This window comes from Streptomyces sp. NPDC050619 (assembly GCF_040654815.1).
Lineage (GTDB): Bacteria > Actinomycetota > Actinomycetes > Streptomycetales > Streptomycetaceae > Streptomyces.
Map to the genome: position 1 here is coordinate 1 of NZ_JBFAIR010000022.1, position 16472 is coordinate 16472.

General features: G+C 72.0%; 12 protein-coding genes. 7 read left to right on the top strand and 5 right to left on the bottom strand.

Going from position 1 to position 16472, the window contains the following annotated elements; translation table 11 throughout:
- Positions 1-192 precede the first annotated feature (192 nt).
- Positions 193-522 carry a hypothetical protein gene (locus AB0I77_RS31385; RefSeq protein WP_363286100.1) on the bottom strand — a complete coding sequence of 110 codons (330 nt, stop codon included), beginning with the start codon at positions 520-522 and terminating at the stop codon, positions 193-195.
- 230 nt (positions 523-752) lie between these two features.
- Here AB0I77_RS31385 and AB0I77_RS31390 point away from each other — a divergent pair, with 230 nt between their 5' ends.
- The 4 genes from AB0I77_RS31390 to AB0I77_RS31405 all read left to right on the top strand — a co-directional run bounded on the left by AB0I77_RS31390 (position 753) and on the right by AB0I77_RS31405 (position 2858).
- Complete coding sequence (locus AB0I77_RS31390; protein ID WP_363286101.1) at positions 753-1403, top strand: hypothetical protein; 651 nt, start codon at positions 753-755, stop codon at positions 1401-1403.
- A 184-nt stretch (positions 1404-1587) separates the two neighbouring features.
- Positions 1588-1965, top strand: coding sequence for a MerR family transcriptional regulator (locus AB0I77_RS31395; protein WP_363286102.1), 378 nt, complete (start codon positions 1588-1590; stop codon positions 1963-1965).
- 241 nt (positions 1966-2206) lie between these two features.
- Positions 2207-2410 (top strand): cold-shock protein, encoded by a 204-nt coding sequence (locus AB0I77_RS31400; RefSeq protein ID WP_010986199.1) that lies wholly within the window; start codon positions 2207-2209, stop codon positions 2408-2410.
- A gap of 166 nt (positions 2411-2576) precedes the next feature.
- Entirely contained in the window at positions 2577-2858 is a 282-nt protein-coding gene (locus AB0I77_RS31405) for an SCO5918 family protein (RefSeq protein WP_363286103.1), read from the top strand.
- 30 nt (positions 2859-2888) lie between these two features.
- Here AB0I77_RS31405 and AB0I77_RS31410 read toward each other — a convergent pair whose 3' ends face one another.
- Positions 2889-3257: a DUF4333 domain-containing protein gene (locus AB0I77_RS31410; RefSeq protein ID WP_363286104.1), complete on the bottom strand. Its 369-nt coding sequence runs from the start codon at positions 3255-3257 to the stop codon at positions 2889-2891.
- A gap of 92 nt (positions 3258-3349) precedes the next feature.
- Between AB0I77_RS31410 and AB0I77_RS31415 the strand changes: the two genes are divergently transcribed.
- Entirely contained in the window at positions 3350-4561 is a 1212-nt protein-coding gene (locus AB0I77_RS31415; RefSeq protein WP_363286105.1) for a histidine kinase, read from the top strand.
- Between the two features lie 293 nt (positions 4562-4854).
- The gene (locus AB0I77_RS31420; protein ID WP_363286106.1) at positions 4855-5595 is read left to right on the top strand and encodes a class E sortase; all 741 of its coding nucleotides are present in this window, start codon (positions 4855-4857) and stop codon (positions 5593-5595) included.
- Positions 5596-5663: 68 nt separating this feature from the next.
- Here AB0I77_RS31420 and AB0I77_RS31425 read toward each other — a convergent pair whose 3' ends face one another.
- Positions 5664-6317 (bottom strand): response regulator transcription factor, encoded by a 654-nt coding sequence (locus tag AB0I77_RS31425; protein WP_363286107.1) that lies wholly within the window; start codon positions 6315-6317, stop codon positions 5664-5666.
- Between the two features lie 369 nt (positions 6318-6686).
- On the opposite strand from AB0I77_RS31425, the gene AB0I77_RS31430 reads away from it, so the two are divergent.
- The gene (locus tag AB0I77_RS31430; protein WP_363286108.1) at positions 6687-9560 is read left to right on the top strand and encodes a LuxR C-terminal-related transcriptional regulator; all 2874 of its coding nucleotides are present in this window, start codon (positions 6687-6689) and stop codon (positions 9558-9560) included.
- Between the two features lie 87 nt (positions 9561-9647).
- Here AB0I77_RS31430 and AB0I77_RS31435 read toward each other — a convergent pair whose 3' ends face one another.
- Both AB0I77_RS31435 and AB0I77_RS31440 read right to left on the bottom strand, forming a co-directional pair.
- Positions 9648-12974, bottom strand: coding sequence for an FG-GAP-like repeat-containing protein (locus AB0I77_RS31435; RefSeq protein ID WP_363286109.1), 3327 nt, complete (start codon positions 12972-12974; stop codon positions 9648-9650).
- 218 nt (positions 12975-13192) lie between these two features.
- Positions 13193-16348 (bottom strand): S8 family serine peptidase, encoded by a 3156-nt coding sequence (locus AB0I77_RS31440; RefSeq protein WP_363286110.1) that lies wholly within the window; start codon positions 16346-16348, stop codon positions 13193-13195.
- Positions 16349-16472: the final 124 nt, after the last annotated feature.

The following is a 16472-nucleotide window of genomic DNA, read 5'->3' on the forward strand; positions in this document are numbered from 1 at the left end:
GCCACGACCGGGACGGACGGGGCGTACGCCTTCACCGACCTGGACGGCGGCGAGTACACCGTCATCGCCACGGGGTACCCGCCGCGGGCCACCGCGCTGACCCTCAACGGCCACGGCGTCGACGACCACGACATCGAACTCGCCCACTCCTACGAGTAGGCGGGACGGGAAGCGTGTGCGGGCCGCTGTCGGTCAGCCGGGCTCGTCCGTGTGGGAGCGGCTGGCCTGGAAACGGCTGCTGACCAGCCAAGGGGATGCGGTGGGCGGCTCGTCGGCGGCGCGTCCGGTGTCGACCGTCAGGTGGAGCAGGGTGCCTTGTCCGTCCGCGCCCGTGGGATAGCTGCGCGGTTCGTCGCACTGGAACCCCGAACGCAGCAGCAGCGCGACGCGTTGGGCGACGTCGGGGTCCGCCGCGATGATGCGGACCTCGGCGAAACCCTCGCCCTCGGGCGGCTCCGGCGAAGTCTCCTGTGCCCTGCGAGTGCTCTCGGTGTCACGGAAGCGGCGGGGCCTCAAGCGCATGACAGTCACCCCATCTCGTCTCTTCGTCCGCCGCTTGCCCCGGTCTCTCCACCGTACGCCCGGGCTGTCCTGGCCGGCCGGACGGACAGTACAGGCCCGGTCGGCGGCGCGGGGCCGGGAGTACCGTGAAGGGACCGAGGGCTCGTCGTGCGGCCGCTTCCCCGCGGTGCCGTTCTCGGCGATGGACGACGCCGGGCCGGATCCGTCCGAGCCCGGGGCAGGGCTCGCCGATGACCGTGAACGTGCCGTATCGGAAACCGCCCCGGAAGGGACGGCAGGGACCCTCGCCCCTGGAAGGGGAACACGTCCGCCCGCTGAGCCGGAGCCAGGTCGAGGACCGGTGGCAGGAACTCGGCGACCTGTACGCGCAGACCTCGGGCGGCGGGCCGAGGGGAGGGGACCAGGACCGCGCCGGCTTTCTGCGCCGACTCGCGGTCGACGTACGGCGGCCGGGGTTCGCATTGCTGATCGCGGAGACCGTCGGCGTCGGCGACATGCCCGTGCTGACCGGTTGCGCCTACGGCTTCCCCGTATGCGTCGACGACCCTCCTGGACGGGGACCCTCCTGGCGGGGCCTGGACGGATACCTGCCGGAGCACCTGCTCCAGCTCGCCTCCTCCGGAGGGCTCTTCGCGATCTCCGGGATCCTCGTCCCGCCCCGGGTGCGCGCAAAGGACCAGGACCGCGACTGGAACCTCGCCCGGCGCCTCCAGAAACGGCTCCTCACCGACCACGCCGCCGCGCTCGGCGTCATCCTGGTCGACCGCGGCGACACCCGGACCCTTGAGGCACTGCGGTCCTGGGGATGGCGGTCCGTCGCCACGGACCGGCGGAACGCGTCCCAGCCCGCGCCGTGCCACGTCCTGATCGTCGGCCCCTGACCGGACTGGGCACTCCGGACGGCTGATGCGGATCCCTGGCCCAGGTCCTTCCCCAGGCGCGTCCCGGTTCCTCGGAGATCTGTGCCCGCCGCGGCAGGGATTCACCCGGGGCGACTAGAGTTCCTGTGCGGGGAACCAGCCCCCGGAGGCGGGCCGCGCCCCGGCGACCCGCAGGAAGGCGCACATGCCCTCGGAAGAGCAGCCGCACGCCGGCGACCGGCTCGACGACGACCACTACCCGGCGTACACCATGGGCCGGGCCGCCGAGCTGATCGGCGCCACGCCCGGATTCCTCCGGGCCCTCGGCGAGGCCCGGTTGATCGCCCCGACCAGGTCGGAGGGCGGCCACCGCCGCTACTCCCGTCACCAGCTGCGCCTGGCCGCCCGTGCCAGGGACCTGGTCGACCAGGGGACGCCGATCGATGCCGCCTGCCGCATCATCGGCCTGGAGGACCAGCTGGAGGAGGCCCTGCGGGACAACAAGGAGCTGCGCGACCCGGTGCACGGACGCGGACCCGGACCGGACGGTCCCGGACGCCGACCCGGCGAGGGACGCGGATGAAAACCTGACGTCGCCGGAGTAGAAATCCGCGCGGTGCCGGAAAAGAATACCTCGGCGAATCTCCGCCATTATTCTCGGCGCAATCCTTGCGTCGATTTGTTTCCGGCTGCCCCGTGCTAGGCTGACGTCAGTTGCAGTTGTGGTTGCCATTTTGCTGCCGGTTTTCCGGGCAGGTGATCATCGCAGCGATGAGTGAGGCTCGCGCAGTGTGAGTCTCCAGCACTGCCTCAGGAGATATGACATGGCCACCGGTACCGTGAAGTGGTTCAACGCGGAAAAGGGCTTCGGCTTCATCGAGCAGGACGGCGGCGGCGCCGACGTTTTCGCTCACTACTCGAACATCGCCACCCAGGGCTTCCGTGAGCTTCAGGAAGGCCAGAAGGTGACGTTCGACGTCACGCAGGGTCAGAAGGGCCCGCAGGCCGAGAACATCGTTCCCGCCTAATACTCGCGACACTCTCGCGCGCTACGGCGAAACGGGGCCCGCACCTTGGGTGCGGGCCCCGTTTGTATATCCATTTTCTTTTTATTGATGGCTGACGGCTGTCTCCGCTGATGTAACCCGGCTCGAAAACACCCCGCCGCTCCCCTCGAACCTCGGTGAGGCACCCATGCGCTGCGTGATCGCTCGTTACCCCTTCGACCTGATCAAGTCCGAGGTCGAGACACAGATGGAGGGCGTCCGACCGGAGCCCGTCACCGGGGCCTGCGTGGTCATCGGGCGCAAGGTGTTCCCGGTCAAGCAGGTCGGCGAGATCATCACGCGCCAGGACCGCCGCGACTTCACCGCCTTCGAGGTGACCCGGGCGCTGACCCGGCTCGGCTTCACCTGCCACGAGACGCCCCCGGAGTCCCCCGCCACGCGCTCGGCGGCCCTTCCGACCATCGGCTGACCCGCCCTCGAGGACTCCGCCGGACAGGCCCTAGCGCTCGAACTTCCAGGTGATGTGCGTGTCCGTCGCCTTGGTCGCGGTCACCGGGATGTCGATGGTCGTGCCGTCGTTCTTCCTGCCGGTGCACGTGATCGTCGTACCGGCGATGGCCTTCAGGCCGGCCGGGCAGGACACCTCCACCTTCACCCCGACCCAGGGCACGGGGTGGTACTTGCTCTGGGTGCGGCCGGCGACGATGTTGGGCGCGAGGGCCTTGTGGCCGTCCACGGACACGGTGTCGAAGCGATCGAGCGGGGTCGTCGACTCGGTGCCGGAGACCAGGCGCGTGCCGAGACCGCCGAGGAGCAGCACGGCGGCGGCACCGCCGACGACGCCGATGAGGAACTTGCTGTCCGGCACGACCCACTCCTGATGCCCGGGGAGCTGGAAAGTACCAGGCTCGGCCGTTCGGCCGATCCTCCGGCCGAGCCCCTCGGCCTACCGTGACCTCCATGAAATCCGCTTCCGGCCGGGGCTGCACCCGAGGTCTCGTCGTCGGCGCCCTGCTCGCGCTGTCGCTCCTCGATCTGCTGATCGCGGACGAGGCGGGCTCCAGCGTCTGGCGCCCGGCGCTCGTTCTGGCGGTCGGGCTGACCGCCGTACTGTGGCCGGCCGCGCGGCGGCCCGCATGGCTCACCCCGCAGCTGCGCACCGCCGTACCCGCGCTGCTGTCCGTCCTGTACACGCTGACGACGATCGTGCTGAACCGGGACGCGCCGATCGGCCCCGGCGAGATCGCCGTCCTGCTGAGCCTGCTGTTCATCGCCGTACGGCACTGCCCGCCGCGCTGGGCCGTGGCGTGCGGCGCGCTGGACGTGGGGGCACTCCTCACCACGCCGGCCCGGTACTTCCGGTCAGTGTGGTCGGACGAGGCGTCGTACTACACCCTGGTCGGCCTGATCCTGGTCGGCCTCGTCGGCGGCCTCGCGGCCTACCTGCGCTCACTCGACTACCGCCGCATGGTCGCGGTCGACGAGACGCGCCGGGGGGAGCGGCTGGCGATCGCGGCCGACCTGCACGACTTCGTCGCCCATCACGTGACCGGCATTCTGGTGCAGACGCAGATGGCGCGGATGATGGCGGCGGACGCGCGTCCGGAGCAGAGGGGTGGGGATGACCTCGATCCCGTCCTGGCGGGCATCGAGCGCGCCGCCACGGAGGCGCTCGCCTCGATGCGCCGCACGGTGGGCGTACTGCGCGACACCGACACCGACACCGACGCGGACCGGCCGGGCCGGCGCCCGGTCGGCGATCTGGCCGGTATCACCGACCTGACCGAGGGTTTCGCGAGCCCGGCCCAGCGGGTCACGCTGCACCGCGACGCGTCGTTGCCGGACGACGTGCCCCACGAAGTGCAGGCGGCCGCCTATCGCGTCGTCCAGGAAGCGCTGACGAACGTACGCCGCCATGCCGCCGACGCGACCGAGATCACCGTAGGCCTGCGTCACGACGGCAACCGCCTGGAGGTGACGGTCGCCGATGACGGCCGCGGGGGGACTCAGCTCCCCGCGGCGGCCCACGGCGGCGGCTTCGGCCTGGTCGGTCTCACGGAGCGCGTCACGGCGTTGGGGGGTGAGCTGGGGGCGGGGCCGAGGGCTGGGGTCGGGTCGGGGCCTGGGCCCGGAAACGGGTGGGAGGTGCGGGCGGTGTTTCCGACGGGGTGACGCCCGTGTGCCGCCGGGTGGGCGTGGCGGATACGGCACTGGTGTTGACCGCGTACGCGGGGCAGGTCGGCGTGCAAGGGGCCGGCTGACGCCTGCCGCAGCCCGTATCGCGGATTCGGACATCAATGGGCGACCGCATTCCTTCGTGGAATACGACAAGCTTCGCTGAGTCTGGCCCGGGGGGCGGGGGAACTCCTGGACGGCTCTCATCGTTCTCCCCTCGAATTCCCCGCGAAGCGACCGCCTTCCGCGTCTGGCGGCGCGACGCGACCGGCTACCCGAACCCGAGTCCCATGCCCCGCTCTCGAAACCTTCCCTCCATCCTTGTCACCGTCGGTGTCGCCGGCCTCCTCGGCTGCTCCACCGGCGGCGGCGCAGCCGGCGAGTCCATGACGGATCGCGGGACGACGGCCCCTGTGACCAGCCCCGCCGGGGCCTCACCGGAGACCTCGTCGTCGTCCACGGCGCCCCCGGCGCAGCCGGCTCCCCCCAACCCCAGCACCCGGGGCCAGACCGCCCGGCTCACCATCCCGGCGCTCGGCCGCAAGGACCTGCGTGTCGTCCCGTACGAGGGGACGACGGACGACCGGCCGGGTACGCGGATCCAGAACCGTGGTGTCGGCGCCAGCCCCTACGGCAAGCGGGGCGGGGTCGGTCCCGGTGAGGTCGGCAACTACCTCGTCACGGCGCACCGGCTCTCCGCCGGCGGGCCGCTGCGGGAGCTCCCGGAGCTCGATGAGGGTGACTCGGTCCTCGTCACGTCGGGCGGGGTGTCCTACGAGTACGAGATCACCGGCACCAGAAGCACCTCCTTCCGCTCCGCGCGTTCGCTCGCCGAGCAGCGGGCGGCCGTCCCGGGCTTCCCCGGTAAACGGCCGACTCAAGCCATGATCACCATCTCCACCTGCTCGACGCCCGAGGACAACGCGGCCGGGAACTACTGGCGTGACGAAAACGGCAACCCCGAACACCGCATAGACAAGATCGGCGTGCTGGTTTCCGCGCGGACTCCGCAGACTCCGCAGACTTCATGAGCACGCCCTGACGGTCAGGAGTCGGGCAGCCGCGCTGCCCGAACTTCCCCCTCCGGTTGCCCGTTCGGTCAGATGTAGCCTTCCCGGAGGGCATAGGCCACGGCGTGCGCGCGGTTGCGCAGGTGCAGTCGGGTGGTGAGCCCGTGCATGACGTTCTTGACGGTTCGTTCGGAGTAGGACAGCTTGCTGGCGATCTCTCCGGTGTCGAGGCCCTCGGCCACCAGCCTCAGGACGTCCACCTCCCGGGGCGCGAGGCCCAGGGAGGGGGAGCCGGGCCGGCCCGGGGCGCCCCGGTGCAGGGTTCCGATCTGGCTCATGAGCCGGCCGAGCAGGTCGGCGGGCAGGTCGCCGTCGCCGCGGGAGGCGGCGAGGACCGCCTGCACCAGCCGGTGCGAGGTGGCCTCCCGGCGCCAGACGATGGCCGCGACCCCGCAATCGACGACATCCAGCAGTTCGTTCTCCCGGATACTGCCTACGACCAGGACCGCGCGCGCCCCCTCCGCGCGCGCGATCCGGCGCAGCCGGGCGAGGGCCGCCTCGTCGAGCGTGTCCTCGATGAGCAGGGCCACCGTGCCGGGCCCGGACTCCTCACGCAGTTCGATCTCCGGGTGCCTGCGCAGCTGGCTGACCGCGCCCTCGCGGGAGATGGGATCGGCGGCGGCCACCGCCACGGGTATGCGGCGCCCGGTACCGGTGGCTGCTGTCCTGTGTGGGATGGGCAACGGTTTCTCCCCTGTTCCGGGCCTGACACCCGACGAGGACCGGGAGCGGATGGGCACGTTCCACACTTCTGTGACCCGCGTGGCATGCGCATCGTGGAGTACCACGAGACACACCACGAGACCGGGGAGCGATCACCATGAACGCGCCCCGGGCCGGCCCGAATCGCAGCAGGTCAGCAGGGGGTGCGGGGCAACTGGCGGTCCCGGAAGGCTGGTTCGCGCACCAAACGTGAACCTCGCCACGTTCGGGCGGTCGCGTGTGGGGCACGTCACACCACCGGAGTCGGACGCCCGCACGTCTCTGTCAACGGCACGCCATTTCAACCATTCCATCCAGTCCATCCAGTCCATCCAGCCCGGGAGGCAGCGATGACCGCACCGCTGTGGGAACGCGACGACGCGCACGCGCTGCTCGTGTCCGAGACCGAGCGCGCCCGCGCCGGCAGCGGCCGCCTGGTCCTGCTGCGCGGGGCCACGGGCACCGGTCGTACCGCCGTACTGGAGGCCGCCACCGCGCACGCGGCCGACCGCGGACTGCGCGTGCTGCACCTGCGCTGCTCCCCCGGGTGCGCCGCCGAGCCCCTCCTCTCGGTCCGCCAACTCCTGTGCGCCGTACCAGGGTTCGCCGACGTCGTGCCGGGCGACGCCGACCGCCCCGACGGGACAGCATTGTGGCGGCTGCTGCTCTCCTACGCGGCGGACGCCCCGCTGATGGTGGCCGTGGACGACATCCACCTCGCCGACGACTCCTCGCGCCGCTGGTTCGCCGAGGCGGCCCGCCGTATCGACCAGTTACCGGTACTGCTGGTGGCCACCGAACGCAGCCAGTACGACATCGACCCGCAACCGGCCGGTCTCACCCACGCGTTGTCCCCGTCCCTGGTCCGCACGCACACCCTCGCCCCGCTCACCGACGCCGCGTCGGCCGAACTGGTCCGGGACGCCTTCCCCACGGCCCCGCCCCAGTGGACGGCGGACTGCGTACGAGCCGCCGCCGGCAGCCCACTGCTGCTGCGCGCCCTCTTGGACGACCTGGGCGACCCACCCCCGGCCACCGTGCCCCGGACCTGCGCCGCGCTGTATCCGGGTGCGTATCCGGCGGCGGTCTCCTGGTGGCTGGACAGCGCCGGGCCCGCGACGACCGAGGTGGCGCGGTCGCTCGCGGCGCTGGAGCAGGGGTGGGATGAGGAGGGGGGTGCTTTCGCCTTTGGGGTGGTTGGGGAGGGGGCGGGGGTGGGTCGTGTTTCTGGGGTGGTTGCGGAGGGGCTGCGGGGTGCTTCTGCTTCCGCGCTGCTCGCCGACGTGGCCGGGGCCGATCCCGCCCGGGTGGCCGGCTGGCTCACCGCGATGACGCGGCTCGGGGTGCTGCGGCCGGACGCCGTCGGGCGGCCCCGTTACGCTCATTCGCTGCTGCGGGACGCCGTGCTCACCGGCTGTCCGGTGGCCCGGCGGCAGGAGGTTCATCGGGCGGCGGCGGAGGTGATGCTGCGCCGGGGTGAGGGGGCCGAGGCCGTGGCCCGGCAGTTGCGGGGCGGTGGGGTCGTCGGGCTGCCCTGGGCGTTGCGCGTGCTGCGGGACGCGGTGACCGCCGCGGTGCGCGACGAGCGGCCCTACGACGCCGTAGGCCATCTGCGCCGGGCCCTCGAGGAGCCGATGCCCGACGACCTCAGACAGCGGCTGCTGACCGAGCTGGGCTCCCTGGAGTACGCCGCCGCCGACGCCCCGGTGGGGATACCGCACCTCGCCGAGGCGCTGCGCCTGCCGGCCGAGCCGCAGGACCGGGTGCGTACGGCCATCGCCTTGGGCACCGCCCTGGCTGGCCGGGGTGAGGTCCGCACGGCCGTGCAGGAGTTGCGCCGGCTGGAGGACGGGCTGCCCGGGCACCCCGGGCTGGCCCGAACCGTGCAAGCCGCCTCCGCGCTGCTGTCCGACCAGGACCGGACGGTCCGCCAGGAGGCGTACCGGTGGCTGAGCGGCGCCGCCGAACACTCCCCGGAACTCGTCGGCACCGCCGGACAGGCCCTGCTGGTGCGGTACACGGCGACGGCCGGGGTCAGTTCGGCGCAGGAGGCGATGACACAGCTGCGGGCCCTGCTGACGGAACCCGCCGACCCGCTGGCCGAGCCCTTCCTGCTGGGTACGGCCGCCGCGGTCGCCCAGTGGGCCGACGAACTGGACGAGGCGGACACGCTGGTGGAACTCGGCCTGGCCGGACAGCGTCCCCCGGTGCTGCATCCGATGGAGCGGTCCCTGCTGGACGTCCGGATTGACATCGTTGCCGCGCGCGGACAGTACGGACGGCTCCTCGCCGAGCACCTGACACGGGCGACACCGGCGACACCGGCGACACCGGAAACACGGGCGAACTGGACCACCTGGGCGGCCCCGGCGCGCGGCCCCGGCCCCACCAACACCGACGCGCACCTCGTGATCGCGCTGATCGAGACCGGCCGGATGGCGGACGCGCGGCGGCTCGCGGACAGCTTCGACCTCGGACAGGCCCCGGATTCCTGGGAGTTGAACCGCTTCCTGTTCGCGCGGGGCGTGCTGCACTACCTCGAAGGGGACGTCACGGCAGCCCTCCACGACTTCCTGGAGTGCGGCCGGCGGCAGTCGGCCCGTGCCGTGGTCAACCCGATCGTCACGCCCTGGCGGACGGCCGCCGCGGAGTGCCTCCTCGCGCAGGGCCGCCGCCCGGAGGCCGTGGCGCTGGCGGAGGAGGAACTGCGGCTGGCCCGCGTGTGGAACACCCCGCGCACGGTGGGGCGGGCGCTGCGGATACTGGCCCGGATGGCCGGCGGGCGGCGCGGTCTGGAGCTGGCCGAGGAGGCCGTGCGGGTCCTACGGCAGTCACCGGCCGAGTTCGACATGGCGACGGCGCTGCTCGCGCAGGGGCGGCAGCTCGTCACCGCCGGGGAACGGGCGCGCGGGCGTGGTCACATGCGGGAGGCGGCCGAGCGGGCCGAACGACTCGGTGCCGTACGGCTGCGCAGCCACGCCGAGGAGGCGCTGCGCGCGGGTGGCGCCCGCCGCTTCGCGTCCGCGCTCACCGGCTCCGGCTCGCTCACCGTCAGCGAGCGCCGCATCGCGGAACTCGCCGCCGCCGGCCGCACGAACACGGAGATAGCGAATCTCCTCCAGGTGGCCCGCCGCACCGTGGAAACCCACCTGACGAGCACCTACCGCAAGCTCGGGATACGGCGGCGGGGGGAGCTGCGGGGGGTGCTGGAGGCAGAGGGGTAGGAGTGGGGCCCGGGCACACACGCGCCCGGGCCCCGAACCGTCGTCGACCGCAGCACACCGAGCGGCTACGACCGCAGCACCGAGCGGCTACATGACCGCCTTGTACCCCTGCCAACCCGTAGCGATCTTCGTCCGGCCCCCGAACGACCCCTGCCCGTTGCCGTTGTTGCGCCAGACGTTCCCGGAGGTGTCCCGGGACACCAGATCCGCGCGGCCGTCGCCGGTGAAGTCGCCGACGCCGACCACCGCGTTGTACGAGGAGCCCCAGTCGTTGAAGACCTTGACCCGCGCCTTGAAGCCGCCCGTGCTCGTGGTGTTCGCCTCGTAGCGCCACAGCTCGTTGGACTTGTCCTGGACGAGGAGGTCGCCCCGGCCGTCGCCGTTCAGGTCGCCGGCGCCGACGATCTTCTTGTAGCCGGTCCAGTGAGAGGCGATCTTGGCGCGGGCGGCCAGCTTTCCGGTGCTGGTGCCCTTGTAGAGGTAGACGTCCCCGGTGGAGGCCTGACGGGCCACCAGGTCGGGGCGGCGGTCGCCGTTGACGTCGCCGGGCGAGGTCAGCACGTCGTACTGGTTCCAGCCGGACGTGCCGAGCGAGGTGTACGCCGTCGTAGGCGTCGCCGCCTTGCCGCAGGCCGGACGGTAGGCGCGCAGGGCGCCGCTGCTCAGCCGGACCAGGACGTCGTTGCAGCGGTCGCCGCTCAGATCGCCGTACGGCACGAACTTCGCGGTGGTCGGCCAGCCGGAGCCGGAGACCTTGCTGCCCAGCGTGCCCGTGCCGGTGCCCCGCTGGATGGTGAGGCCGCCCGAGGAGTTGAGGGTGAGCAGGTCGCCGACGCCGTCGCTGCCCGCGTAGTCGCGCGGTGCCGCCGCTCCGGCGGTCACCTTGACGGAGCCGGAGAGGGTGAGGGCGGCGCCCTGGCCGTCGGCGGGCTGGGAGGTGAGCGTCCAGGTGTAGGCGCCGTTGGCGACCAGGCGGCCCGCGGCGTCCTTGCCGTCCCAGGCGGCCTTCAGCAGACCGCGGGCGGCGGAGCCGGACACGGTGCGGACGGTGGCGCCGGACGCCTTGTCGCGGACGGTCACCTTCCAGGCGGCGGCGGGCTTCGACAGCCACCAGGTGCCCGACCAGCTCGCGGTCCCGGACGTGACCGTGGAGTCGACGGCCGACAGCGCGGAGGCCGGGACACCGGTCGGCACGATGTGGACGCGCTGCGCGTCGTCCCCGGAGGCGCCCGCGTAGGCGACGCCGCCGCTGAAGCGGTCGACGGTCCAGGTGGTGCGCACGCTGCCGTACGGGCTGTACTCGCCGAGGTCGGTCCAGTCGACGAGCTTGCGGCTCGGCAGGTCCGTGTAGTTACCGCTCGTCGGCAGTCCGCCGTGCAGGTCGATCAGCTTCAGCCCGCTGTTCGACGTGGTGCCGGAGACATGCTGGACGAGGTAGCCGTCGCCGAGGAGGACCCGGCCGGCCGGCGCGGTGGCGGTGCGCTTGGTCGTGCGGTCGTAGACGCCCGAGCCCTGGACGTCGCCCCAGGCGTCGACGCAGGTCCAGTACACCCAGCGGCCCACGGCCTGGAGGCTGGAGGGGGTGCAGCCGTTGCGCGTGGTGAAGGACTCCACGGCGGTGCCGGCGGGCAGCCGGGTCGCCGTGACCGTGCCTCCGCTCGCCGCGCCGCTCCACAGCGTGTTGCCCCAGACGGCCGCGCCGACCCGGTCGCGCTTCACGAGGACCTTGCCGGCTTCACCGGCCGGGAACTCGCCGACGTACTGCTTGCCGGAGGAGGCCCCGTTGACGACGGCGTACCGGCCGGAGAGGTCCGCGAGCTGCGGGCTGTCGTCGAAGGTCTCGAGGGTCGGGCCCCAGTTGGTGGCGCCGTTGGCGCGCAGCATCGTCAGGCCGGACTCGGTGGCGTCGCGGCGGCCGTGGTAGCCCGTGCCGTCGGCGAACATCGGGATGCAGCGCGGGACTTCGGGGGAGCAGTCGCCGTCCCATCCGCTGACCAGCCCGTCCACCGTGGTCTTCTGGACGCTCGGGGTGCCGTCCGCGGCGGGTGTGCCGAGCCAGGTGCTGCGGTACGCGCCGATGATCGTGCCCGGCTCGTACAGCGTGCTGTTGTCGGCGGTGGTGAGGATGCCGTTGCCGAGGGAGAGGCCGTGGATCTGCGCGGGCATCGGCTGGACGGCGGTCAGGCGGCTGCGGGTGACCGAGCCGTCGGCGGCCGGGGCGATGCGGTACACACCCCAGTCGAGGTCGCCCTGCTCGACGTACTGCGCGGCGCCCGCCACGAGCACGGAGCCGTCGGGCGCCTGGACGAGCTGCTGGGCGGCCGGGTCCATGACCCTGGTCATGTCCGTGTTGTCCGCGCCGTCGGTCGTGAAAGCCCACAAGGGCTGGCCACGGTACTTGTTGTTGCCCGCCGACACCGGCTCGACGGCCAGCAGCGCGTCGCCGACGACCTCGAAGGAGGCCTGGTAGCTCATGGAGCCGACGTCGAAGGTGCGGGGCGGCGCGGTCAGGTCGGCGCGGTCGTACACGTCCGCCTTCGACCTTCCGGAACGCAGCCGCAGCACCGAGTCGGCGCCCAGCCGGAAGCCGGTCACCTCATAGGCGTCGTCCGCGATCCGGTCGGGCAGCGCGCTGAACGCGCCGGTGGCGAGGTCGATGATGCCCCAGTGGCCCCAGCCCTCGTCGCCGTTCGCGTAGTGCAGGATGACGGACCGCGCGTCGCCGTCCTCGACGACGACGTTGCTCGCGTCGGCCGGGAGCCCGGTCACGGGAGTCTCGGCGACGCCGCCGCCGTCCTGGGGCTTCCACAGGTGGTACTCGGCCGGGCTGCCGTCGTCGCCGGTGCGGGTGAGGACGGTGGAGCCGAAGGTGCCCCGGTAGGAGTGGCCCTCGGGCACCGGCACCTCGACGCTGTCGCCGGAGGCGGCCTGGAGAAGGGTGACGTGCGTGGCCGAGTCCTCGGAGTAGTCGCCGGAGTACAGGGCGACGGTGTCGGAGCTGTCCCCGTACCAGCCGGGCGCGGACGGGGCGGCCTCGGTGAAGTAGCCGGTGTCGATGTCGTACTGGACGGGCAGGGGCAGCCGCTGCTCCAGTGCGGTGGTGGCGCCGGTGGCGTAGTCCGTCCACAGGAGACGGTCGTCGCCCTCCTGGGCCCAGAGGAAGCCGCTGGTACCGGCGTTGAGGATCTGCGTGGCCCGGGGAACGGCACGCGGGGCGGCGGGGAGCACGAGTTCTCCGGCCGCGGCGGCCTGGAGCGCCGCGGGGGCCGCCGCCGCGGGCGGGCCGGCGAGCGGGAGACTGAGGCTCAGCGCTGTGGCGAGGACGGCGGCGGTGCGGGCCGCCGGCGATCTGAGACGTACTGAAGGCGAGCCAAATACCGGTCTGTACCGGCGTCGTCGGCCGAGTCGGGCCACCGTTCCTCCTGGGAAGGCGAGAAGCCTGGAAAGGCGAGAAGCCTTGAAAGGCAAGAAGGAGGCATGGCGGGGCGTACGGCAACGCCCTGGCCTGGCTTTTCTCCGGCCCCCCGGCCGCCCCCCATGCGCGTGTGAGGGAGCGTAACAGCATGCTCATGACTGAGCGGGCCCCACCACGTGTGTGATGGGGCCCGCTCCTCGGTTTCAGCCAGTGACCGTCAGGGCGTGACCGTCACGATGGTGTTGCCGATGGTGTCGGTTCCGTCGCCGTACCCGACGAGGCCCAGGTACGTCTGGCCGGCCGGGAGGTCCTTCCAGGAGACGGTGACCTTGGCGGTGGCGCCAACGGCCGCCTGCTGCTCGGCCGGGGCGGCGGTGGCCGCGTGGTCCGGCTTGGAGTCGGGGCCGATCAGCCAGGTGTGGAGCTTGTAGGTCTGGCTGGTGGTGCCCGACGGCAGGGCGAACTGGTTGACGTACACCTCGTAGGTGCCCGGCTTGAGGTCGACGTGCTCGTCGCTGCCGTCACCGGGCAGTTCGGAGACCAGCTGGCCGTCCTTGTCGAGGACCCACAGGTCCATGTCGCTGCCCGCGACGTAGTCGGAGGACAGTATCCCGACGCGGGCGAGGGTGGTGCCCTCGGGGACGGTGACCTCGGTCTTCACCGTGGCGGCCGGCAGCGGCGACGCCGACGGGTCGAAGTTCTGGTTCGTGCCCGTGAGCGTGCCGGTCTTGGTCGTCCCCGCGTACAGACCGTTCACGGCGGCGGTGAGCTTGCCGTCGTAGCCGGTCTTCGCGCTCAGGTCGACGGACCCGGTGGCGTCCTTGCCGGTGACCTCGTCCGCCGCGATGATCGGCGTGGCGCGCAGCGCGACGGCGCTGCGGACGCGGTGCCCGCTCCTGTCGCTCAGCAGGACCGAGCCGTACGACCACTTGCCGAGGGCGGCGGACGTACGCGTGAAGCTGACCTTGTACGTGGCCGACTCACCCGGCGCGACGACCAGCGTCTTCGGTGAGACCGTGGCCTTGTAGCCGGCCGGTGTCTGGAGCTTGGCGCTGTAGACACCCACGCTGTCGCCGACGTTGGTGACCGTGCGGGTGACGGTCTGCTTCCCGGCCAGGTCGCCCACCGAGATCGTCGGGTAGTTGAGGTCGCTCGGGTCGATCTTCCGGGCGGTGGCGCAGACGTCGGAGCCGTCCGCGTTCGCCAGGTGGTCACCGAGGGAGCAGGAGTACGCCGCCCAGTCCGCGGAGGTGGAGTTGTAGACCAGGCCCGGGTCGTCGGCGGAGTTCGGGACCACGTGCCCGGCGCCGTAGTCGAGCGGGGTGGCCGCGCTGTCGGAGCCGGAGCGCCGGATCGCGTCGCCCGCGCTGTCCTTGGTGGACGCGGTCGTCATCAGCGCCGACTTGACCTCCATCGGGGACCAGTCCGGGTGCAGCGACTTGATCAGCAGCGCCAGACCGGAGACGTGCGGCGCGGACATGGACGTGCCGGACATGATGCCCTGCTCGCCCTTGAACATCCCCTCGCTACCGCCGGGGGCGGTACCGGCGACGATGTCCACGCCGGGGGCCGTGATGTCGGGCTTGAGCAGGTCGCCGTTGCTGAGCGGGTCCGGGCCGCCGGAGGAGAACCCGGCGATCATGGAGCCCGCCTGCTTGACGGCCGTGGCGGCGCTCAGTTCGGCCGTGGCACCGGAGCCGTCGGCGTACGCCTTGACGGCCTCGCCGGCACTCTGGTCGAGGTGGGTGCTCGGGATGGTGTGGGCGTCGGCGACCTCTTCGTCGGCCGCGCTGACGTTGTACAGCACCATGCCGATGCCGCCGGCCGCCTTGACCTGGGCGCTCTTGTCGAGACGGGCGTTGGTGCCGCGGACGCAGACCACGATGGCGCCCTTGACCTTGGCCGGGTCGAGCGCGTCGGCCTGGCACTGCGCGGCCTTGATGGTGGCCACGCCGCTCTTGGCGGCCTTGGCCCCGTCGACCAGCTTCGCGGACGCCACGGCGGATGCGCTGATGCCGACCCCGGTGTACGACTTGCCGTTGCCGAGGGTGACGGTCGTGCGGTAGCCGACGTCGTGGGTGGAGGCGGCGACCGTGGTCACCCACGGCGGGGTGTTGCTGACGGTGTTCGGCCCGTCGTTGCCCGCCGAGGCGGAGAAGAAGACACCGGCCTTGGCGGCGTTGAGCATCGCCACGTACTCGGGGTCGGTGGTGCTGGCGGCGGGCCCGCCGAGGGAGTAGTTGATGACGTCCACACCGTCGGCCACGGCCCTGTCGATGCCGGCGACCATGTCCACCGTCGAGCAGCCGACGCTCCAGCAGACCTTGTAGGCCGCGATACGGGCGGCCGGGGCGAGCCCCGATATCTGCCCGGATATCCCGCTGTCGGGCACGGTCGCGGGCACGTCGATGTTGCCGGCCGCGGTGGTCGCGGTGTGCGTGCCGTGCGCCTCGGTGTCGAGGGGGGAGGCATAGTCGTCGGGGCCGGGATTGGCGATGCCCTTGCGGTAGTACTGGGCGCCGATCACCTTGTTGTTGCAGGTGACCCGGTGCAACAGGTCCGCACCGCGGTCGCAGCCGCCCTTCCACTTCTTGGCGATGACGGCGGCGTCGGGCCGCGGCTCCGGAAGCGCCTTCAGGGACGGGTTGTCGGTGTCGATACCGGTGTCGAGGACACCGATGACCAGTCCCTCGCCGGCGTTCTTCTGCCCACCGGGGATCTTGGAGTACAGGCCGCTGCGGTCCTTGAGACCGAGGAACTTGGCGGTGTCGGGGACGGGGAGGGGGTCGGCTGCGGATCCGGTTGCTGTTCCGGTTGTGGTGCCGGTCGCGGTCGTCGCCGGGGCCGTCTTCGCCGTCTGCGTGGCGGCCGTCGTGTCGGTGTCGGACGTCGCGTCGGTGTCGGACGTCACCTGGCGCATCTCGTTACGGACCAGCGAGACGACGCCGGCGGTGCGGGCCAGCTTGTTGGCCTGACCGGCCGTCAGCTTGGCGGCGAATCCGTTCGCCACGTACTGGTAGCTGTACATCGGGGCGACGCCGTCCACCGCGCCCAGGACCTTGTCGCGCTCCTGCTTCAGGTGGCCGAGGTACTCGCGTACGGCCTTCGCCAGCGGGTTCAGCCGTTCGCCCGGCTCGGGCGCGGTCTTGGAGTACGTCGCGACGGGCTTGTCGGCGAGCTGGACGAAATACGTGCCGGCCTTGTACGTCTGCCGCGCCGCGCTGGTGGAGGGAATCGCCGCCGGATCGGTGGGCGAGGCCTGGGCGGTCGCGCCGTAGGCAACGATGAGGCCGCCGAGGAGTGCGGGGGCGGCCAGTAGGGAAACCGTTCTGCGGCCGACGCGGCGGCGCCGGCCGGGGTGGTGCTGGGACAAGAGAGGTGCCTTCCCCCTGCGCACGCCTGTGAGACACGTGCGCATGACGGTCGCTGGAGTGGTCAGTCCCCCGAGAGTGCCGTCATCGTGTCTTCTGAGAGATCGCTGTGAGAAGAGCAAGATC

What these genes read in the sequence shown, in the direction of transcription:
- AB0I77_RS31385 (WP_363286100.1), bottom strand. Translation starts at nt 522, where the DNA reads ATGCGCTTGAGGCCCCGCCGCTTCCGTGACACCGAGAGCACTCGCAGG.
- AB0I77_RS31390 (WP_363286101.1), top strand. Translation starts at nt 753, where the DNA reads ATGACCGTGAACGTGCCGTATCGGAAACCGCCCCGGAAGGGACGGCAG.
- AB0I77_RS31395 (WP_363286102.1), top strand. Translation starts at nt 1,588, where the DNA reads ATGCCCTCGGAAGAGCAGCCGCACGCCGGCGACCGGCTCGACGACGAC.
- AB0I77_RS31400 (WP_010986199.1), top strand. Translation starts at nt 2,207, where the DNA reads ATGGCCACCGGTACCGTGAAGTGGTTCAACGCGGAAAAGGGCTTCGGC.
- AB0I77_RS31405 (WP_363286103.1), top strand. Translation starts at nt 2,577, where the DNA reads ATGCGCTGCGTGATCGCTCGTTACCCCTTCGACCTGATCAAGTCCGAG.
- AB0I77_RS31415 (WP_363286105.1), top strand. Translation starts at nt 3,350, where the DNA reads ATGAAATCCGCTTCCGGCCGGGGCTGCACCCGAGGTCTCGTCGTCGGC.
- AB0I77_RS31420 (WP_363286106.1), top strand. Translation starts at nt 4,855, where the DNA reads ATGCCCCGCTCTCGAAACCTTCCCTCCATCCTTGTCACCGTCGGTGTC.
- AB0I77_RS31430 (WP_363286108.1), top strand. Translation starts at nt 6,687, where the DNA reads ATGACCGCACCGCTGTGGGAACGCGACGACGCGCACGCGCTGCTCGTG.